The organism is Streptomyces flavotricini (assembly GCF_020639365.1).
GTDB classification, from domain to species: domain Bacteria; phylum Actinomycetota; class Actinomycetes; order Streptomycetales; family Streptomycetaceae; genus Streptomyces; species Streptomyces flavotricini.
This window is the reverse complement of the sequence record NZ_JAINUL010000001.1, coordinates 5,775,539-5,792,408: the sequence shown is the minus strand read 5'-3', so window position 1 is coordinate 5,792,408 and position 16,870 is coordinate 5,775,539. Positions and strand designations below refer to the sequence as shown.

Here is a 16,870-nt window from a genome sequence, read left to right as displayed (position 1 = left end):
GAGCCAGGCGGATCGGTGGTGGGGAAAACCCCCGTACGGAGGTCAGGGCGAGCGGCGGATGAGCAGCAGCGCGCGGTCGTCGTTGACGTCCTTGGCCACCTTCTCGATCAGGTGCCAGGCCGCGCCCTCCCACCCGGCGGCGACGTACCGGTCGGCCTCGCCGGTGAGGCGGTCGATGCCCTCGCTGATGTCGCGGTCGGCGGTCTCGACCAGCCCGTCCGTGAAGAGCATGAGGACGTCGCCGCGGCGGAGGTTGCCGCGGGCGGGCTCGAACTCCGCGCCGTCGTACACGCCGAGCAGCGGGCCCTCGCCGGACTTCTCCTGCCAGCGCCCGGTGCCCGCGGAGAGCTGGAGGGCGGGCAGGTGGCCGGCGGAGAGGAGCTCGTAGTCGCCGGTCTCCAGGTCCAGGACGAGGTGGATGGAGGTGGCGAAGCCCTCGTCCCAGTCCTGGCGCAGCAGGTAGCCGTTGGCGGCGGGCAGGAAGCCGTGCGGGGGCAGGGCGCCGAGCAGGCCTCCGAACGCGCCGGACAGCAGCAGGGCGCGCGAGCCCGCCTCCATGCCCTTGCCGGAGACGTCGGTCAGGACGATCTCCAGGGTCCGGCCGCCGTTCGTACGGGCGGCGACGACGAAGTCGCCGGAGAAGGACTGGCCGCCGGCCGGGCGCAGGGCCATCTCGCGGTGCCAGCCGCGCGGCAGGGCCGGCAGCTTGCTCTGGACCCGGATGCGTTCGCGCAGGTCGAAGAGCATGGTGCCGCCGCGCCGCCAGGGCACGCCGACGCGGCTGCGGAACTGCGCGATGACCAGTCCGAAGAATCCGCAGGCGGCCACGACCAGGACCGTGCCGGGGGTGACCCGGGCCGGGCCCAGGGTGTACGGACCGAGGACCAGGGCCTCGACGATGAGCGCGGCCGCGGAGGCCGCGTACAGCGCGAGCAGGCTCGCGGGGCGCAGCAGCAGGCCGCCCGCGACGATCGGCAGGACGAGGGCGGAGGGCGAGAACCAGACGGGCAGCATGAGCGTGCCGCAGGCGATCGCGGGAACGGTCAGGAGCAGACCGGCGAAGGCGACCCAGTCGGAGGCGTCGCCGCGGAAGTAGTCGACGGCGGATTTGCGCAGGGCGGTGCGGGCCCGGTGCGACAGCATGCGCGTCCGGGCCATGAGCGTCTCCACGCGTGCTCCGGCCATTGCTTGGGGACCCTATCCATCCTGGCTGTGCGTGCGCAGGGGGACCCCCGGACCCGGGGGCTCCGGCCGGTCGAAAACCCTTCGACTGTGACGGAATGCCCTGGTAAGGATGGGCGCATGGCTCTTGAGATGCGCGTATTGCAGGCTGATGAGTGGGATGTCTGGTACGACCACCTGGAACTGGCGTTCGGCGGAGTGCCGGAGTCGCCCCAGGAGCGGGAACTCTACAAGTCCCTGACGGAGCTCGGGCGCTCGCTGGGGGTCTGGGACGGCGGGACCTGCGTCGGCTCGGCCGGCGCCTTCTCCTTCCGCCTGTCGGTGCCGGGCGGGGTGCTGGTGCCGGCGGCCGGGGTCACGATGGTGGGCGTGGCGCCCACGCACCGCCGCCGCGGGGTGCTCACCTCGATGATGCGCCGCCAGCTCGACGACGTCCGGGCGGGTGGCGAGCCGATCGCCGTGCTGACGGCCTCGGAGTCGGCGATCTACGGGCGTTTCGGCTACGGCATCGCGACGTACGCCCTTTCCCTGACCGTCGACACCACCCGCGTGCGGCTCACGGTGCCGCCGGGAACGGACGAGGTGCGGCTGCGGCTCGTCGATCCGGAGAAGGCCCTGCCGGAGTGCGAGCAGGTGTACGCGGAGCTGGTCTCCCGGCGGCCCGGCATGCCCGCGCGGCAGCCGGGCTGGGAGCGGTTGTCCCTGCTGGACCCGGAGTCGATGCGCGAGGGCGCCTCGCCGCTCACGTGCGTGGTGGCGGAGCGGGCGGACGGCGAGATCGCCGGGTACGCCCGCTACCGGGTCAAGCCCGTGTACGACCACGGCTGGGAGGGCAGGGTCGAGGTGGCCGACCTCGACGCGCTGGACCCGGCGGCGACGGCGGCGCTCTGGCGCTACCTGTTCGAGATCGACCTGACCGCGACCGTACGGGCGGGCCGGCGGCCGGCGGACGATCCGCTGCTCCACCTGGTCAGTGACGTCCGGCGCGCGCGCCCGGTCGTCCGCGATTCGCTGCACCTGCGGCTGGTGGACCTGCCGGCGGCCCTGGAGGCGCGGGCGTACGCGGCTCCGCTGGACGTGGTGATGGAGGTCGAGGACGCGTTCTGCCCGTGGAACGAGGGGCGGTGGCGGCTGGTCCGCGATGCGGAGGGCGCCGTGTCCTGTGCGCGGACCGCGGACCCGGCGGACCTGGAGCTGTCGGTACGGGAGCTGGGCTCGGCGTACCTCGGCGGGATCACCCTGACCTCGCTGGCGGCGGCCGGCCGGGTGCGCGAGCTGCGCCCGGGCGCCTTGGCGGAGGCCTCGCGGGCCTTCACCGCCGATGTGGCGCCCTGGCTCCCGCACGGCTTCTAGGGAGCCGTCGGGCCCGTCGGACTCACCTGGTCTGGCAGGACGGGCACCAGAAGAGGTTGCGCGCCGCCAGATCGGCGGTGCGGACCTCGGCCCCGCAGATGTGGCAGGGCATGTTCGCCCGGCGGTAGACGTACACCTCGCCGCCGTGGTCGTCCACGCGCGGCGGGCGGCCCATGGCCTCGGGCAGGTGCTCGTCGCGGACGGTGTCGATCCGGTTGTTCCGTACGCCCTCGCGCATCAGCCCCGCCAGATCCGCCCACATGGCGTCCCACTCACCGCGCGTGAGGTCCTTGCCCAGCCGGTACGGGTCGATGCCGTGCCGGAAGAGGACCTCGGCGCGGTAGACGTTGCCGACGCCCGCGATCACCTTCTGGTCCATGAGGAGGGCGGCGACGGTGGTGCGGGAGCGGGAGATCCGCTGCCAGGCGCGGTCCGGATCGTCGGCCGGGCGCAGCGGGTCGGGGCCGAGCCGCTCGTGTATCGCCTTCTTCTCGGCCTCGCCGATCAGTGCGCAGGCGGTGGGGCCGCGCAGGTCGGCCCAGTGCTCGGCGTTCCGCAGCCGCAGCCGGACCGTGTCGGTGGCCGGGGGCGCCGGGGCGGGGCCGAAGCCGAGCTTGCCGAACAGGCCGAGGTGGATGTGGATCCAGGCGTCGCCGAGTTCGAGGAACAGGTGCTTGCCGTGCGCCTCGGCGCTCTCCAGCTCCCGCCCGTCGAGCAGGGCGGCGCTCTCGGCGAAGCGGCCCTGCGGGCTGCTCACCCTGACCGGGCGCCCGGCGAAGCGCCGGGTGTGGTCCTGGGCGAGGCGGTGGATCGTATGCCCCTCGGGCACTGCTCTGCTCCTGCCTCTGGCTCTGGCTCTGGCTTGGTTCCGGATCCGGATCCGGAAATGGCCGTGCCGCCGGGCCGGGAGCCACGGCGGCACGGTGAAGCGGAAGATCAGCCCTGCGGGTGGTGGGCCGGGATCGGGGGGAGCTCGCCGGTCTGCTCGTACGCGGAGAGCATCTCGATGCGGCGGGTGTGGCGCTCCTCGCCGGAGTACGGGGTCGCCAGGAAGGCCTCGATGAAGGAGACGGCCTCGTCCTGCGTGTGCATGCGGCCACCGACGGAGATCACGTTGGCGTTGTTGTGCTCACGGCCGAGCTTCGCGGTCTCGACGCTCCAGGCCAGGATGGCGCGGACGCCCTTGACCTTGTTCGCGGCGATCTGCTCGCCGTTGCCGGAGCCGCCGATGACGATGCCGAGGCTGTCGGCGTCGGCGGCGGTCTTCTCCGCGGCGCGCAGGCAGAACGGCGGGTAGTCGTCCACCGCGTCGTAGATGTGGGGCCCGCAGTCGACGGGCTCGTGGCCGTTGTTCTTGAGCCAGTCCACCAGGTGGTTCTTGAGCTCAAAGCCGGCATGGTCGGATCCGAGGTACACGCGCATGGGACGAGTGTGGCACGAGCGGGCTACGCGATCTTCGCAGGGGTGTCGCGTAAGTCACTTCTAAAGCTCAAATAAAGCCAAAGAACGCAGATGAGACACGGGGGGACCCAGGTCTTGGACGTTCGCCCCAACGCAACGATCCGGATTGAGGTCTTCCGTCCTGCGTTCATCTCAGGTTTGAATGCCGGGGCCTCGAAACCCGAGAACCTAAGGATCCGTCCATGAGCTCCACGACGACCCTTCAGAAGGCAGGCGACCCCACCGGTAACTCCGGTGAAGGCCAGCCCTCCGACGGTCTGAAGGCCGGTCTCAAGAACCGCCACCTTTCCATGATCGCCATTGGCGGCGTCATCGGCGCCGGTCTCTTCGTCGGCTCTGGTGGCGGTATCGCCAAGGCCGGTCCCGCCATCCTGATCTCGTACCTGCTCGTCGGAGCGATGGTCGTCTTCGTGATGCGGATGCTCGGCGAGATGGCCGCCGCCAGCCCGAACTCGGGCTCCTTCTCCGCGTACGCCGACCGCGCGCTCGGCCGCTGGGCCGGCTTCTCCATCGGCTGGCTGTACTGGTTCTTCTGGGTCGTCGTGCTCGCCGTGGAGGCGACCGCCGGCGCCAAGATCCTCGAGGGCTGGGTCCCGGCCGTCCCGCAGTGGGGCTGGGCCCTGATCGTGATGGTGGTCCTGACGGTCACCAACCTCGGCTCGGTCGCCTCCTACGGCGAGTTCGAGTTCTGGTTCGCCGGCATCAAGGTCGTCGCCATCGGCGCCTTCGTGATCGTCGGCATGCTCGCCGTCTTCGGCGTACTGCCCGGTTCGGACAACCCGGGTGCGGGCTTCGCGCACCTCACCGACGCGGGCGGCTTCATGCCCAACGGCTGGGGCTCCATCCTCACCGGCGTGCTGATGGTCGTCTTCTCCTTCATGGGCAGCGAGATCGTCACCCTGGCGGCCGGCGAGTCCGAGGACCCGCGCCGCGCGGTCACCAAGGCCACCAACTCGGTGATCTGGCGCATCGGCGTCTTCTACCTGGGCTCGATCTTCATCGTCCTCACCCTGCTGCCGTGGAACGACAAGTCGATCGTCGACAAGGGCTCGTACGTCGCCGCCCTGGACTCCATCGGCATCGCGCACGCCGGCCAGATCATGAACGTGATCGTCCTGACCGCCGTGCTGTCCTGCCTGAACTCGGGCATGTACACGGCCTCCCGCATGGCGTTCTCGCTGGGCGAGCGCGGTGACGCGCCCAAGGTCTTCGCCAAGGTCAACAAGCGGGGCGTGCCCATGGCCGCGATCCTGGGCTCCGTGGTCTTCGGCTTCGCCGCCGTCTACTTCAACTACAGCTCCCCGGACACGGTCTTCAGCTTCCTGCTGAACTCCTCGGGTGCGATCGCGCTCTTCGTGTGGCTGGTCATCTGCCTGACCCAGCTGCGGATGCGCAAGATCCTGGTGCGCGAGGCGCCGGAGAAGCTCACGGTCAAGATGTGGCTCTTCCCGTACCTGACGTGGGCCACCGCCGCGATGATCACCTTCGTCCTGGGCTACATGGTCTACGACAAGGACAACCGCGAGACGGTCATGCTGTCGCTGCTGGTCGCCGCCGTCGTGCTGGTCATCGGCGTGGTGCGCGACATGCGCCGCAAGGCCGCCGAGCGCGCCTAGGCACGCATGCGGTGACACGACAGCCCCGGACCACCAGGTGTGGTCCGGGGCTGTCGTGCTTGCGTCGCGGCCGGCCGGCTACTTGCCGCCGACCAGCTTCCAGGTGGCGGGCAGCAGGCCCATCGCCAGCGCCGCCTTGAGCGCGTCGCCGAGCAGGAACGGGGTCAGCCCCGCCGCGACGGCCGCGCCGAAGGACATCCCGGTGGACAGCGCCAGGTACGGCACGCCCACGGCGTAGATGAGGGCGGAACCCAGCACCATCGTGCCCGCCGTACGGAGGACCGAGCGGTCGGCGCCGCGGCGGGCCAGCGCACCCGCGACGGTCGCGGCGAGGAGCATGCCGAGCACGTAGCCGAAGGACGCGCCGCCCGCGCCGGAGGTGCCGCCCGCGAACCACGGCACGCCCGCCATGCCGACGAGTGCGTACAGGGCGAGGGACAGGAAGCCGCGCCGGGCACCGAACGCGGTGCCGACCAGCAGGGCCGCGAAGGTCTGGCCGGTGACCGGGACCGGCGAGCCGGGGACGGGCACGGCGATCTGCGCGGCGAGGCCGGTGAGCGCGGCTCCGCCGGCGACGAGCGCGATGTCGCGGACGCGGCTCGCGGGCAGCAGGTCGGCGAGGACGGCGCCGGGGCGGAAGGAGACGGAAGCAGTGCTCATCAAAGGCTCCGCGGAGTGAGGGTGACGGGACGATCACCGACGCTAGTGCGCGGCCGGGCACCGCCCCACCTCCGGCCGGGACAAAGCCCTGCTCACCGCTTTGGTGGGGAGTGCACAAAGAGGCCGGATCACGCCCCAGGTGGAGTGATCCGCGTCACGAGCCAGATTTAGACAACACGTCCGTTTTGCGCGGATGGGCGCCGTCCGGTGAGACTGTAGGGTCCCGCCAATCCGAATGCGGAGCCCCCACCGCCGCTGCCGAGCACGAGAGTACGAGCATCCACTCATGCGCGACCGCTTGCCCACCAGCCCCCCAGCAGGCCGGCCCGGATCCAACCCTCCCACCGGGCCCGAGCTCCCGGTGGAGCCCCTCAGCCACAGCCTCAAGCAGCGCCACCTGACCATGCTGGGCCTCGGCGGCGTGATCGGCGCCGGGCTGTTCGTCGGCTCCGGCGCCGGCATCGGCATCGCGGGCCCCGCGATCATCTGCTCGTACCTGCTCGCGGGCGCCCTCGCCATGCTGGTGATGCGGGCGCTCGGCGAGATGTCGGCGGCGATGCCCGCCTCCGGCTCGTTCTCCGTGTACGCGGAGCGGGCGCTGGGGCGGTGGGCCGGTTTCTCGGCGGGCTGGCTCTACTGGTTCCTGCTGGTCGTGGTGCTGGCGGTGGAGGCCACCGGCGCGGCGAAGATCGCGAACGGCTGGCTGCCCTCGGTCGACCAGTGGGTCTGGGTGCTGGTCTTCATGGTGGTCTTCACCGTGAGCAATCTGGCCGCCGTGAAGAACTTCGGTGAGTTCGAGTTCTGGTTCGCGGCCCTCAAGGTCGGGGCGATCGTCCTCTTCCTGCTCCTCGGGACGCTCGCGATCTTCGGCCTGCTGCCCGACACGGACCCCATCGGCATGGCCAACCTGACCGGCCAGGGAGGGTTCTTCCCCGAGGGCTTCGGCGGGGTGGTCGCGGGCATGCTCGCGGTCATCTTCGCGTTCGGCGGCCTGGAGGTCGTCACCATCGCGGCCGCCGAGTCCGACAACCCGGCCAAGTCCGTGGCCCGCGCGGTGCGCAGCGCCGTGTGGCGCATCCTCTTCTTCTACGTCGGCTCGATGGTCGTCATCGTGGCCTTGCTGCCGTGGCACTCGCTGGAGCCGGGGCAGAGCCCGTACGTCGCCGTCCTGGACTCCATCGGGATCCCGGGGGCCGGCCAGATCATGAACATCGTGGTGTTCGTGGCGCTGCTCTCCGCCCTCAACGCCAATCTGTACGGCTCCTCGCGCATGGTGTTCTCGCTGGCCGAGCGCGGCGAGGCGCCCAAAGCGCTGCTGAAGGTGTCGGGCGGCGGGGTGCCGCGCCGGGCCGTCTTCGCCTCGGTGGCCTTCGGCTTCGTGTCCGTGGTGCTGAACCTGCTGTGGCCGGACACGGTCTTCCTCTACATGCTCAACGCGGTCGGCGCGGTGCTGCTGTTCGTGTGGGCACTGATCGCGGTCTCGGAGCTGAAGCTGCGCCGCATGCTGGAGCGGGACATGCCGGAGCGCCTGACGCTGCGGATGTGGTGCTTCCCGTACCTGACGTGGGTGGCGCTGCTCGGCATGGCGGCGGTGCTGGTGCTGATGCTGTTCGACGACTCGGCGCGGCCGCAGCTGCTGTGGTCCACGGGTGCGGCGGCGGCCGTACTGGTGGTGGCGTGGGTGCGCGAGGTCCGGGCCCGCCGGGTCTGATCCCGCGGCGGTGGTGAAGGAGCGGGCCCCCGCGCCGGAAGGCGGCGGGGGCCCGCTCGGCGTTCGGGGCCGTCAGGTCCGCAGGTAGGAGGCGCCGTTGACGTCGAGGACGGTGCCCGAGCTCCAGGCCGCCGCGGGCGAGGCGAGGTGGAGGACCGCGGCGGCGACCTCCTCGGGGGTGCCGACCCGGCCGAAGGGGCTCTGGGCGCGGATGCGCATCCCCTCCTCCCCGTCGAGCCGGCCGGCGACCCGTTCGGTGGCCACGAAGCCGGGTGCGACGGCCGCGACCGCGATGCCGTGCGGGGCCAGGGAGACGGCGAGGGACTGGCCGAGGGCGTGCAGGGCCGCCTTGGTGGCGCCGTACGCCGGGTGGTCGGGCTCGCCGCGGAAGGCTCCGCGCGAGCCGATGTTGACGACGCGGCCCGCGCGGCCGCCGTCGATCATGCGGCGGGCGACGCAGTGCACGAGGTTGGCGGCGCCGAAGAGGTTGACCGCGACGGTGTGCTGCCAGGCCGCCTGCCAGTCGGCGTACGAGGTGGTGGGCAGCGGGTGCGCGACCATGACGGCGGCGTTGTTGACCAGCACGTCCACGCCGTCGAGCGCATCTTCGGCCGCGGCGGCCAGGTCCGCCACCTGCGCGGGGTCGGCGAGGTCGCCGGTGAGCAGGACGTGACCCTCCCCGGGCAGCTCGGCGAGGGTCCGCTCGGCGTCGGCCCGGCGTGCGGTGCAGTGCACGGCGACCCGGTCGCCCTGACGGGCGAAGGCGGTGGCGACGGCCCGCCCGATGCCGCGGGAGGCTCCGGTGACCAGTACGCCCCGGCCCGTCGCCGCCAATTCCCGTATGCCGTGGTCCATTCGGCCCCCTGCCGCGTCTCCGGTGTCTTGTCGCGAGCGTACGGGGGTGATCACCGATGGTCATCCCATTGTCCGAATAACGGACGCCAGGCGTCCGATGATCGGACAAAGGTGAGACTGGGGCACTTCCTCCCGTCCACCCGCACACCGGACAGGCAACACCTTCATGAGCCAGACATCCACCGCACCCCGCACCCAGGAGGCACCCTCCTCGGGCGGCGCCGGATCCCCCCTCGGCAACGGCCTCAAGCAGCGCCACCTTTCGATGATCGCCCTCGGCGGGGTCATCGGCGCCGGCCTCTTCGTGGGCTCCGGCGCCGGCATCGCCGCCGCGGGTCCCTCGATCGTGATCGCGTACGCCGTATCCGGTCTGCTCGTGATGTTCGTGATGCGGATGCTCGGCGAGATGTCCGCCGCGAATCCGGCCTCCGGCTCCTTCTCCGTGCACGCGGACCGGGCGATCGGCCCCTGGGCCGGCTTCACGGCCGGCTGGATGTTCTGGACCCTGCTCTGCGTGGGCGTGGCCATCGAGGCGATCGGCGCGGCGCACATCATGACCGGCTGGTTCCCCGGCACCCCGTCCTGGATGTGGGTGCTGGTCTTCATGGCGCTGTTCTGCGGCACGAACCTGGCCGCCGTCTCCAACTTCGGCGAGTTCGAGTTCTGGTTCGCGGCCCTCAAGATCGGCGCGATCGCGCTCTTCCTGGGCCTGGGCGTGCTGGCCGTCCTGGGGCTGCTGCCCGGCAGCACCGCCCCCGGCACCGCCAACCTGCTGCACGACGGCGGGTTCCTGCCCAACGGCATGGACGGCCTGCTGGTCGGACTGCTCGCCTCGGTGGTCGCGTACGGCGGCCTGGAGACGGTGACCATCGCGGCCGCCGAGTCGGAGAACCCGGTCAAGGGCGTGGCCCGGGCGGTGAAGACCACCATGTGGCGGATCGCGATCGTCTACGTCGGCTCCATGCTGGTCATCGTCACGCTGCTGCCGTGGAACGACCCGGCGGTGAGCGAGGACGGCCCGTACGCGGCGGCCCTGGACCACCTGGGCATCCCGGCCGCCGGCGAGATCATGAACGTGGTCATCCTGATCGCCCTGCTGTCGGCGATGAACGCCAACATCTACGGCTCCTCGCGCATGGCCTACTCGCTCGTCTCCCGGGGCCAGGGCCCGAAGGCGCTGGGCAAGGTCAGCGGCCGGGTCCCGCGTCGAGCGGTGCTGGCCTCCTGCGGGTTCGGCTTCGTCACCGTGCTGCTGTCGTACTGGTACCCGGACACCCTGTTCGCCTGGCTGCTGAACATGGTCGGCGGGGTCATCCTCGTCGTCTGGGGCTTCATCGCCGTCTCGCAGTTCGTGCTGCGGCGCCGGCTGGAGCGGGAGGATCCGCAGAAGCTGGTGGTGAAGATGTGGGGCTTCCCGTACCTGACCTGGGTGGCGCTGGCCGGGGTGGCCGGGGTCCTGGCCCTGATGGTCCTCGACCAGGACACCCGGGTCCAGGTGGTCTTCACCGGCGGCCTCACCGCCGCCCTCGCGGCGACCGGCTACGTGATGCAGCGCCGGGCCGCGGCCGCCCGCTGACACACCCCCGGACCCAGGTGGGCCCCGTGCGTCCGCACGGGGCCCACCCGCGTTTCACAGAGGCCACCCTTACGTGATCACCGGAATAGATACTGCTAGCGTGCAGTTGCGCATTGATTGCAATAAGCAGTTGGCACGCTGAGGGGACCGGATAACACGCATGGCCATCTACACGCTTCCTGAGCTTCCGTACGACTACGCGGCGCTGGAGCCGGTGATCAACCCGCAGATCATCGAGCTGCACCACGACAAGCACCACGCGGCTTACGTCACCGGCGCCAACACCACGCTGGAGCAGCTGGCGGAGGCGCGCGACAAGGAGAACTGGGGCGCGCTCAACGGCCTGGAGAAGAACCTCGCGTTCCACCTCTCCGGCCACATCCTGCACAGCATCTACTGGCACAACATGGCCAGCCCGAAGACCGGCGAAGGCGGCGGCGAGCCCACCGCGGCCGACGGCCTGGGCGACCTGGCCGACGCGATCACCGAGTCCTTCGGCTCCTTCGCGAAGTTCAAGAAGCAGCTGACCTTCGCGTCCTCCGCGACGCAGGGCTCCGGCTGGGGCGTGCTCGCGTACGAGCCCGTCAGCGGCCGTCTGGTCGTCGAGCAGGTCTACGACCACCAGGGCAACGTGGGCGTGGCCAGCACCCCGATCCTGGTCTTCGACGCCTGGGAGCACGCCTTCTACCTGCAGTACAAGAACCAGAAGGTGGACTTCATCGAGGCCATGTGGAACGTCGTCAACTGGCAGGACGTGGCCAAGCGCTACACCGACGCCAAGGCGAACACCCCGCTGCTGATCCCCGCCAAGGGCTGATCGCAGCCCCACCGAGCCCTCCCCCAGCCTCCGGCCGGGAGGTGCCCCCAGCCTCGTGATCGTCTTCTCAACCTTCGCGTAGGGGGCGTCCAACGGAAGACCCCCGCAAGGACGTGACTTGCGGGGGTCTTCTGTGTGCGGCGGCGGACCTGCGGGCCTACTCGAAGGACGGGCCCTTGGTGCGGGTGCGCTTGATCTCGTAGAAGCCGGGGGTGGCGGCGACCAGCAGGGTGCCGTCCCACAGCCGGGCCGCGGCCTCGCCGCGCGGGGTCGGGGTGACGACCGGGCCGAAGAAGGCCACCTCGTCGCCCTCGGCGCCGGGCACGGAGATCACCGGGGTGCCGACCTCCTGGCCGACGCGCTCGATGCCGTCGTTGTGGGAGTCGCGCAGCACCTGGTCGTACTCGTCGGAGTCGGCGTAGGCGAGCAGCTCGGCCGGCAGGCCGACCTCCTCCAGCGCCTCGGCGATGACCTCGCGGGTCGCGCCCTTGTCCTCGTTGTGGATCCGGGTGCCCAGCGCGGTGTAGAGCTTGCCGGTGATCTCCTCACCGTGCTTCTGCTGGGCCGCGATGACGACGCGGACCGGAGCCCAGCCCTTGGGGCCGAGCAGCTCGCGGTAGCGCTCGGGCAGCTCGTCGAGCTTGTTCTCGTTCAGGACGGCGAGGCTCATCACGTGCCAGCGCACCTCGACGTCACGGACCTTCTCGACCTCCAGCATCCAGCGGGAGGTCATCCAGGCCCAGGGGCAGAGCGGGTCGAACCAGAAGTCGACCGGAGTCTTCTCGCGCACCTGGGTGTCGGCCATGTCTCTCCTCGTATCGCTGTGTCATCACTGGTCGTGTTCCCCCTCGGCAACCAGGCCGGCACCTCGCACATTCCCCCGTGCGAGGATTCCGTCAGGTATCGCGATCACGCACGAAGGAGTGCACGTGCCCGGAGAGAATCTGTCCCGTGACGAGGCCCGCGAGCGGGCCGAGCTGCTGTCCGTCGACGGGTACGAGGTGGTCCTCGACCTGAGGTCGGCGGTGGACGGGGCCGAACCGGCCGAGGGTCCGCGGACCTTCCGCTCGGTGACCACCATCCGTTTCCGGGCCGCGGCCCCCGGCTCGGCCACCTTCGCGGACCTCATCGCCCCGTCGGTGAACTCCGTCACCCTCAACGGGCGGGAGCTGGACCCGGCCGCCGTCTTCGACGGGGCGCGGATCGCGCTGGCCGATCTGGCCGCCGAGAACGTCCTGGTGGTGGACGCGAACTGCGCGTACAGCCGGACGGGCGAGGGCATGCACCGCTTCGTCGACCCGGAGGACGGCGAGGTCTACCTCTACACGCAGTACGAGCCGGCCGACGCCCGCCGCGTGTACGCGAACTTCGAGCAGCCCGACCTGAAGGCCCCGTACCGCTTCGAGGTGACCGCGCCCGAGGGCTGGCACGTCTGGAGCAACGGCGCCGAGGAGTCCCGCGAGGGCCTGACCCGGCGCTTCGCCGAGACCGCGCCGATCTCCACGTACATCACCTGCGTGGTGGCGGGCCCGTACCACTACGTGACGGACACCTACACGCGCGGGGACCTGACGATCCCGCTGGGCGCGATGTGCCGCAAGGGGCTGGCGAAGCACTTCGACGCGGACGACGTCTTCCTGGTCACCAAGCAGGGCTTCGACTTCTTCCACGAGCACTTCGACCACCCGTACCCCTTCGGGAAGTACGACCAGGCCTTCGTGCCCGAGTACAACCTGGGCGCGATGGAGAACCCGGGGATGGTGACCTTCCGCGAGGAGTACATCTTCCGCGGCAAGGTGACGCGGGCCGCCTACGAGCGGCGCTGCAACACGATCCTTCACGAGATGGCCCACATGTGGTTCGGCGACCTCGTCACCATGAAGTGGTGGGACGACCTGTGGCTGAAGGAGTCCTTCGCGGACTTCATGGGCTCCTTCTCCCAGGTGGAGGCGACCCGCTTCGACCAGGCGTGGGTGACCTTCGCCAACAACCGCAAGGCGTGGGCGTACCGGGCCGACCAGCTGCCCTCCACGCACCCGATCACGGCCGACATCCGTGACCTGGAGGACGCGAAGCTCAACTTCGACGGCATCACGTACGCCAAGGGCGCCGCGGTGCTCAAGCAGCTCGTCGCGTACGTGGGGCGGGACGCCTTCCTGGAGGGCGCGCGGCGCTACTTCAAGGCCAACGCGTACGGGAACACCACCCTGGACGACCTGCTGTCGGTCCTCGCGGAGGTCTCCGGGCGGGACATGGCCGAGTGGTCGCGGGCGTGGCTCCAGACGGCCGGCGTGAACGTGCTGACGCCGGTGCTGACGTACGACGTGGGCGGCCGGGTGACCGAGCTGGCCGTGGTCCAGGAGGGCGAGGAGCTGCGCCCGCACCGCGTCGCGGTCGGCCTGTACCGGCTGGAGGACGGCTCGCTGGTGCGCTACGCGCAGGCCGAGGCGGACGTCGCCGGCGCCTCGACGGTCGTGGCGAAGCTGGCCGGGCAGGAGCGTCCCGACCTGGTGCTGGTCAACGACGACGACCTGACGTACTGCAAGATGCGCTTCGACGAGGGCTCGCTGGCGACGCTGCGCGAGCGGCTCGGGAGCGTGGCGGACCCGCTGGCGCGGGCGCTGTGCTGGTCCGCGCTGTGGAACCTGACGCGCGACGGGCTGATGCCCGCGCGCGACTTCATCTCGATGGTGCTGGCCCACGCCGGCCGCGAGAGCGACGTAGGCGTGCTGCAGATGCTGCACTCGCAGGCGCTGGCCGCGGTCACGCACTACGCGGCGGCCGACTGGCGCGAGCAGGGCGGCCGGGCGCTGTCGGCGGTCGCGCTGCAGGAGCTGCGGATGTCGGAGCCGGGCTCGGAGCACCAGCTGACCTGGGCGCGCTTCTTCGCGGCGGGCGCGGCGACCGAGGGCGACTTCCAGCTGCTGCTGGGGCTGTTGGACGGTTCGGCGCGGATCGACGGGCTGGACGTGGACCAGGAGCTGCGGTGGGACTTCCTGCTGCCGCTGGCGGCCCACGGCGCGGTGGACGAGGCCGTGCTGGCGGCGGAACTGGCGCGCGACGACACGGCGTCGGGCAAGCGGCACCAGGTGCGCTGCCTCGCCGCGCGGCCGTCCGAGGCGGTCAAGGACCAGGCGTGGGCGGCGGTCGTCGAGTCGGACGCGCTGTCGAACGCGCTGGTGGAGGCGACGATCTCGGGCATGCACCAGCCTTCGCAGCGGGCGCTGCTGGCGCCCTACGCGGGGCGCTACTTCGAGGTGATCGAGCGGATCTGGGCGGACCGGTCGATCCAGATCGGCATGCACGTGGTGAAGGGGATGTACCCCTCGCTGGAGGACTCGGAGACGACGCTGGCCGCCACGGACGCGTGGCTCGCCGCGCACGCCGATGCCGCTCCGGCGCTGCGCCGCCTGGTCCTGGAGGCCCGTGACGACCTGGCCCGGGCGCTGCGCGCGCAGGCCTGCGACGCGGCCGCCGCGGCCGGTCCGGCCGCGGTCTAGCGGGATCCGCGGTGGGGCCGGCCGTCCTGGGCGGCCGGCCCCACCGACGGATGGGAACGGCGGTATCGGCTTTCGAACGGCCGTACTTTAGTGCGGGCTTGTCCCGATTTGCCGACGGGCGTGTAACAGGGGTTAGGGGGGCCCGCCCGGGCGGGAATCTCCGCCGCATGAACCACAACGCGCCCCTCCCCCTGGCCCACCTCACCGGCAGCCGCCCCCGCGTCATGAGCCTCGCCCAGCTCCGCGAGCACGGCATCAGCGCCTCCGAAGCCGCCGAGCGGCCCTGGCAGGAGGTCCTCCCCGGGGTGTTCCTCCTGCACCCCGGCACCGCGACCAGCGAGGAGCGCCTGCACGCCGCCCTGCTGTACGCGGGCCGCCGCGGCGGCGAGGCCATGATCACCGGACTCGCGGCCCTCGCGCTGTACCGGTTCTCCTCCGCACCCGCGCTGCTCGCGCTCCCGCAGATCGACGTACTGGTGCCCCACACCCGCCGGCTCCGCTCCGTCGACGCCGTGCGGATCGTACGGGCGCACACCGCGCCGCGCCCGCAGCAGGTGACCGGGCTGCCCGTCGCCCCCGTGGCGCGGGCGCTGGCCGACGCGGTCGCCCAGCTCTCCGACGCCGGTACCGTACGCCGCCTGCTCAGCGAGGCGGTCCGCGGCGGCCACTGCGAACCCTCCGCCGTCGTACGGGAGTTGACGGTGGCCCGCCTGCTGAACCGCCCCCACGTCGTGGACGCCGTCGAGTCCCTGCTCGCGGAGGGCCGGGCCATCGCCGAGGACCGGCTGTACCGGCTCGTACGGGGCCACGAGCTCCCCGAGCCGGTCTGGAACGTGGACCTGCGCCTGCCCGGCGGCCCGCACCTGGGCGGGGTCGACGCGTACTGGCCCGAGCAGGCGGTCGCCGTCGAGATCGACACCCGCGCGCCCCGGCAGGGCGAGGACGAGCAGTTCTCGGAGGCCGTCCACAAGCGGGAAACCCTGGAGCGGCTCGGCGTGACCGTCCTGCACATCACCCCGCGCAAGCTGCGCGACTGGCCCGAGCAGCAGGCCGCGGTGGTCCGCACCGCCCTGACGGCGTCCGCCGACCGCGAGCCCGCCGCCTACCTGGTCGTACTCCCCCGGTGAGGCGGCAGCGCCGGGTTGGCCGGCGAGCGCTCCGGGGCGCTCCGGCTCAGCCGCCCGGGGTGCAGGCCCTCCACCACCGGGTCGACCCGGAAGCGGTTGCCGCGACTGCCGCCGGGCCCGTACTCGGTCCGGGCACCGCCGCCGAGCCTCAACCGGTCACGTACCCTTGAGGGGTTAGTGGGCACCTGTGGAGGAGCGGCGAGATGGCGGCAGCGGCGGCGGATCCCCGCCCTCTGACGGGCGAGCCGGTCCCGCTGGACCTGCTGAACACGCGCTGGACGCAGGACGGCGAGGTCGCCGACCTCTTCGCGGGCGCCTTCGGACTGACCCGGGTCGAGGGGCTCGCGGTCTGGCTGGGCAGCACCGGGCTGGCCGACCGCTTCCGCGCCGACGCCGCCACCCTCGTCCACCTGCTGACCGCCCGCGAGGCACTCGCCCGCGCGGTCGCGGACCCGGCCGACGAGAGCGCGCGCGCCCTGGTCGACGCCGTCCTGGAGCACGGCCGGATCCGGGCGACCCTGACCCCTGAAGGACCGGGCGAGCGCACCGAGTTCGAGGACCCGACCTGGGGTCCGGCCTGGACGGCCGCCCGTGACTACCTGGAGCTGCTGGGCACGGCACCCGAGCGGATCCGCACGTGCGCCTCCGAGTCGTGCGGGCTGCACTTCCACGACACCTCGCGCAACGGCACCCGGCGATGGTGCTCCATGTCCGCGTGCGGAAACCGGGCGAAGGCCTCGCGGCACTACGCGCGCACGCGCGTGCGCTGACGGCCCGGAAGTTGTCACACCCGATCTGAGACCGGGCTTCGGACCATCCTCGCAATGAGGTCGGGAAGTCGATAAAGCAACACTTCAACCCCTGCGATTCGCACGAGTACGCCCCGGTACGGCCTCGATGGCGCATGATCCCACCTGGCGAGAGTCCGCCATGTCAGGTCTCGGTCAATGACAAGCCTCCCCAAAGAGCGGTCGGTTGCGCAAAGCTGACCGGTCATCCGGCACCGAAATCC

Annotated in this window: 14 protein-coding genes; 8 read left to right on the top strand and 6 right to left on the bottom strand. The window is 71.4% G+C overall.

Translation table 11 applies throughout. The features are described 5' to 3' along the window. Nucleotides 1-42 precede the first annotated feature (42 nt). Nucleotides 43-1,158, bottom strand: coding sequence for a PP2C family protein-serine/threonine phosphatase (locus K7B10_RS26340; RefSeq protein ID WP_372481465.1), 1,116 nt, complete (start codon nt 1,156-1,158; stop codon nt 43-45). A 144-nt stretch (nt 1,159-1,302) separates the two neighbouring features. Here K7B10_RS26340 and K7B10_RS26335 point away from each other — a divergent pair, with 144 nt between their 5' ends. Continuing rightward, nucleotides 1,303-2,535, top strand: coding sequence for a GNAT family N-acetyltransferase (locus tag K7B10_RS26335; protein WP_229339697.1), 1,233 nt, complete (start codon nt 1,303-1,305; stop codon nt 2,533-2,535). 22 nt (nt 2,536-2,557) lie between these two features. Here K7B10_RS26335 and K7B10_RS26330 read toward each other — a convergent pair whose 3' ends face one another. Together K7B10_RS26330 and K7B10_RS26325 are read right to left on the bottom strand one after the other, a co-directional pair. Further along, a complete protein-coding gene (locus K7B10_RS26330) occupies nt 2,558-3,364 on the bottom strand; it encodes an Fpg/Nei family DNA glycosylase (protein WP_229339695.1) in 807 nt (268 codons plus the stop codon). Between the two features lie 107 nt (nt 3,365-3,471). After that, on the bottom strand, nt 3,472-3,957 hold the full coding sequence (locus K7B10_RS26325) for a ribose-5-phosphate isomerase (RefSeq protein ID WP_054226804.1): 486 nt from the start codon (nt 3,955-3,957) through the stop codon (nt 3,472-3,474). A gap of 221 nt (nt 3,958-4,178) precedes the next feature. On the opposite strand from K7B10_RS26325, the gene K7B10_RS26320 reads away from it, so the two are divergent. Next, entirely contained in the window at nt 4,179-5,612 is a 1,434-nt protein-coding gene (locus K7B10_RS26320; RefSeq protein ID WP_229339693.1) for an amino acid permease, read from the top strand. 78 nt (nt 5,613-5,690) lie between these two features. Here K7B10_RS26320 and K7B10_RS26315 read toward each other — a convergent pair whose 3' ends face one another. Next, complete coding sequence (locus tag K7B10_RS26315; RefSeq protein ID WP_229339691.1) at nt 5,691-6,272, bottom strand: biotin transporter BioY; 582 nt, start codon at nt 6,270-6,272, stop codon at nt 5,691-5,693. Nucleotides 6,273-6,558: 286 nt separating this feature from the next. On the opposite strand from K7B10_RS26315, the gene K7B10_RS26310 reads away from it, so the two are divergent. Next, nucleotides 6,559-7,983 carry an amino acid permease gene (locus tag K7B10_RS26310; RefSeq protein ID WP_229339689.1) on the top strand — a complete coding sequence of 475 codons (1,425 nt, stop codon included), beginning with the start codon at nt 6,559-6,561 and terminating at the stop codon, nt 7,981-7,983. Nucleotides 7,984-8,055: 72 nt separating this feature from the next. On the opposite strand, the gene K7B10_RS26305 is transcribed toward K7B10_RS26310, so the two are convergent. Continuing rightward, complete coding sequence (locus K7B10_RS26305; RefSeq protein WP_229339687.1) at nt 8,056-8,838, bottom strand: SDR family NAD(P)-dependent oxidoreductase; 783 nt, start codon at nt 8,836-8,838, stop codon at nt 8,056-8,058. 166 nt (nt 8,839-9,004) lie between these two features. On the opposite strand from K7B10_RS26305, the gene K7B10_RS26300 reads away from it, so the two are divergent. Both K7B10_RS26300 and K7B10_RS26295 read left to right on the top strand, forming a co-directional pair. Beyond that, a complete protein-coding gene (locus tag K7B10_RS26300) occupies nt 9,005-10,414 on the top strand; it encodes an amino acid permease (RefSeq protein WP_229339685.1) in 1,410 nt (469 codons plus the stop codon). 160 nt (nt 10,415-10,574) lie between these two features. Beyond that, nucleotides 10,575-11,231, top strand: a complete 657-nt coding sequence (locus tag K7B10_RS26295) for a superoxide dismutase (protein ID WP_229339683.1) — start codon at nt 10,575-10,577, stop codon at nt 11,229-11,231. A 157-nt stretch (nt 11,232-11,388) separates the two neighbouring features. On the opposite strand, the gene K7B10_RS26290 is transcribed toward K7B10_RS26295, so the two are convergent. After that, nucleotides 11,389-12,036, bottom strand: a complete 648-nt coding sequence (locus tag K7B10_RS26290; RefSeq protein WP_229339680.1) for a mycothiol-dependent nitroreductase Rv2466c family protein — start codon at nt 12,034-12,036, stop codon at nt 11,389-11,391. A gap of 124 nt (nt 12,037-12,160) precedes the next feature. Between K7B10_RS26290 and pepN the strand changes: the two genes are divergently transcribed. From pepN to K7B10_RS26275, 3 genes are all read left to right on the top strand, one after another. Next, entirely contained in the window at nt 12,161-14,731 is a 2,571-nt protein-coding gene (gene pepN / locus K7B10_RS26285; RefSeq protein WP_229339678.1) for an aminopeptidase N, read from the top strand. Nucleotides 14,732-14,898: 167 nt separating this feature from the next. After that, on the top strand, nt 14,899-15,858 hold the full coding sequence (locus K7B10_RS26280) for a putative endonuclease domain-containing protein (protein ID WP_229339676.1): 960 nt from the start codon (nt 14,899-14,901) through the stop codon (nt 15,856-15,858). A gap of 203 nt (nt 15,859-16,061) precedes the next feature. Next, a complete protein-coding gene (locus K7B10_RS26275) occupies nt 16,062-16,628 on the top strand; it encodes a CGNR zinc finger domain-containing protein (protein ID WP_229339674.1) in 567 nt (188 codons plus the stop codon). The last annotated feature ends 242 nt before the right edge of the window (nt 16,629-16,870 follow it).

What these genes read in the sequence shown, in the direction of transcription:
- K7B10_RS26335 (WP_229339697.1), top strand. Translation starts at nt 1,303, where the DNA reads ATGGCTCTTGAGATGCGCGTATTGCAGGCTGATGAGTGGGATGTCTGG.
- K7B10_RS26320 (WP_229339693.1), top strand. Translation starts at nt 4,179, where the DNA reads ATGAGCTCCACGACGACCCTTCAGAAGGCAGGCGACCCCACCGGTAAC.
- K7B10_RS26310 (WP_229339689.1), top strand. Translation starts at nt 6,559, where the DNA reads ATGCGCGACCGCTTGCCCACCAGCCCCCCAGCAGGCCGGCCCGGATCC.
- K7B10_RS26280 (WP_229339676.1), top strand. Translation starts at nt 14,899, where the DNA reads ATGAACCACAACGCGCCCCTCCCCCTGGCCCACCTCACCGGCAGCCGC.
- K7B10_RS26275 (WP_229339674.1), top strand. Translation starts at nt 16,062, where the DNA reads ATGGCGGCAGCGGCGGCGGATCCCCGCCCTCTGACGGGCGAGCCGGTC.
- K7B10_RS26295 (WP_229339683.1), top strand. Translation starts at nt 10,575, where the DNA reads ATGGCCATCTACACGCTTCCTGAGCTTCCGTACGACTACGCGGCGCTG.
- K7B10_RS26340 (WP_372481465.1), bottom strand. Translation starts at nt 1,158, where the DNA reads ATGGCCCGGACGCGCATGCTGTCGCACCGGGCCCGCACCGCCCTGCGC.
- K7B10_RS26315 (WP_229339691.1), bottom strand. Translation starts at nt 6,272, where the DNA reads ATGAGCACTGCTTCCGTCTCCTTCCGCCCCGGCGCCGTCCTCGCCGAC.
- K7B10_RS26290 (WP_229339680.1), bottom strand. Translation starts at nt 12,036, where the DNA reads ATGGCCGACACCCAGGTGCGCGAGAAGACTCCGGTCGACTTCTGGTTC.
- K7B10_RS26325 (WP_054226804.1), bottom strand. Translation starts at nt 3,957, where the DNA reads ATGCGCGTGTACCTCGGATCCGACCATGCCGGCTTTGAGCTCAAGAAC.
- K7B10_RS26300 (WP_229339685.1), top strand. Translation starts at nt 9,005, where the DNA reads ATGAGCCAGACATCCACCGCACCCCGCACCCAGGAGGCACCCTCCTCG.
- K7B10_RS26305 (WP_229339687.1), bottom strand. Translation starts at nt 8,838, where the DNA reads ATGGACCACGGCATACGGGAATTGGCGGCGACGGGCCGGGGCGTACTG.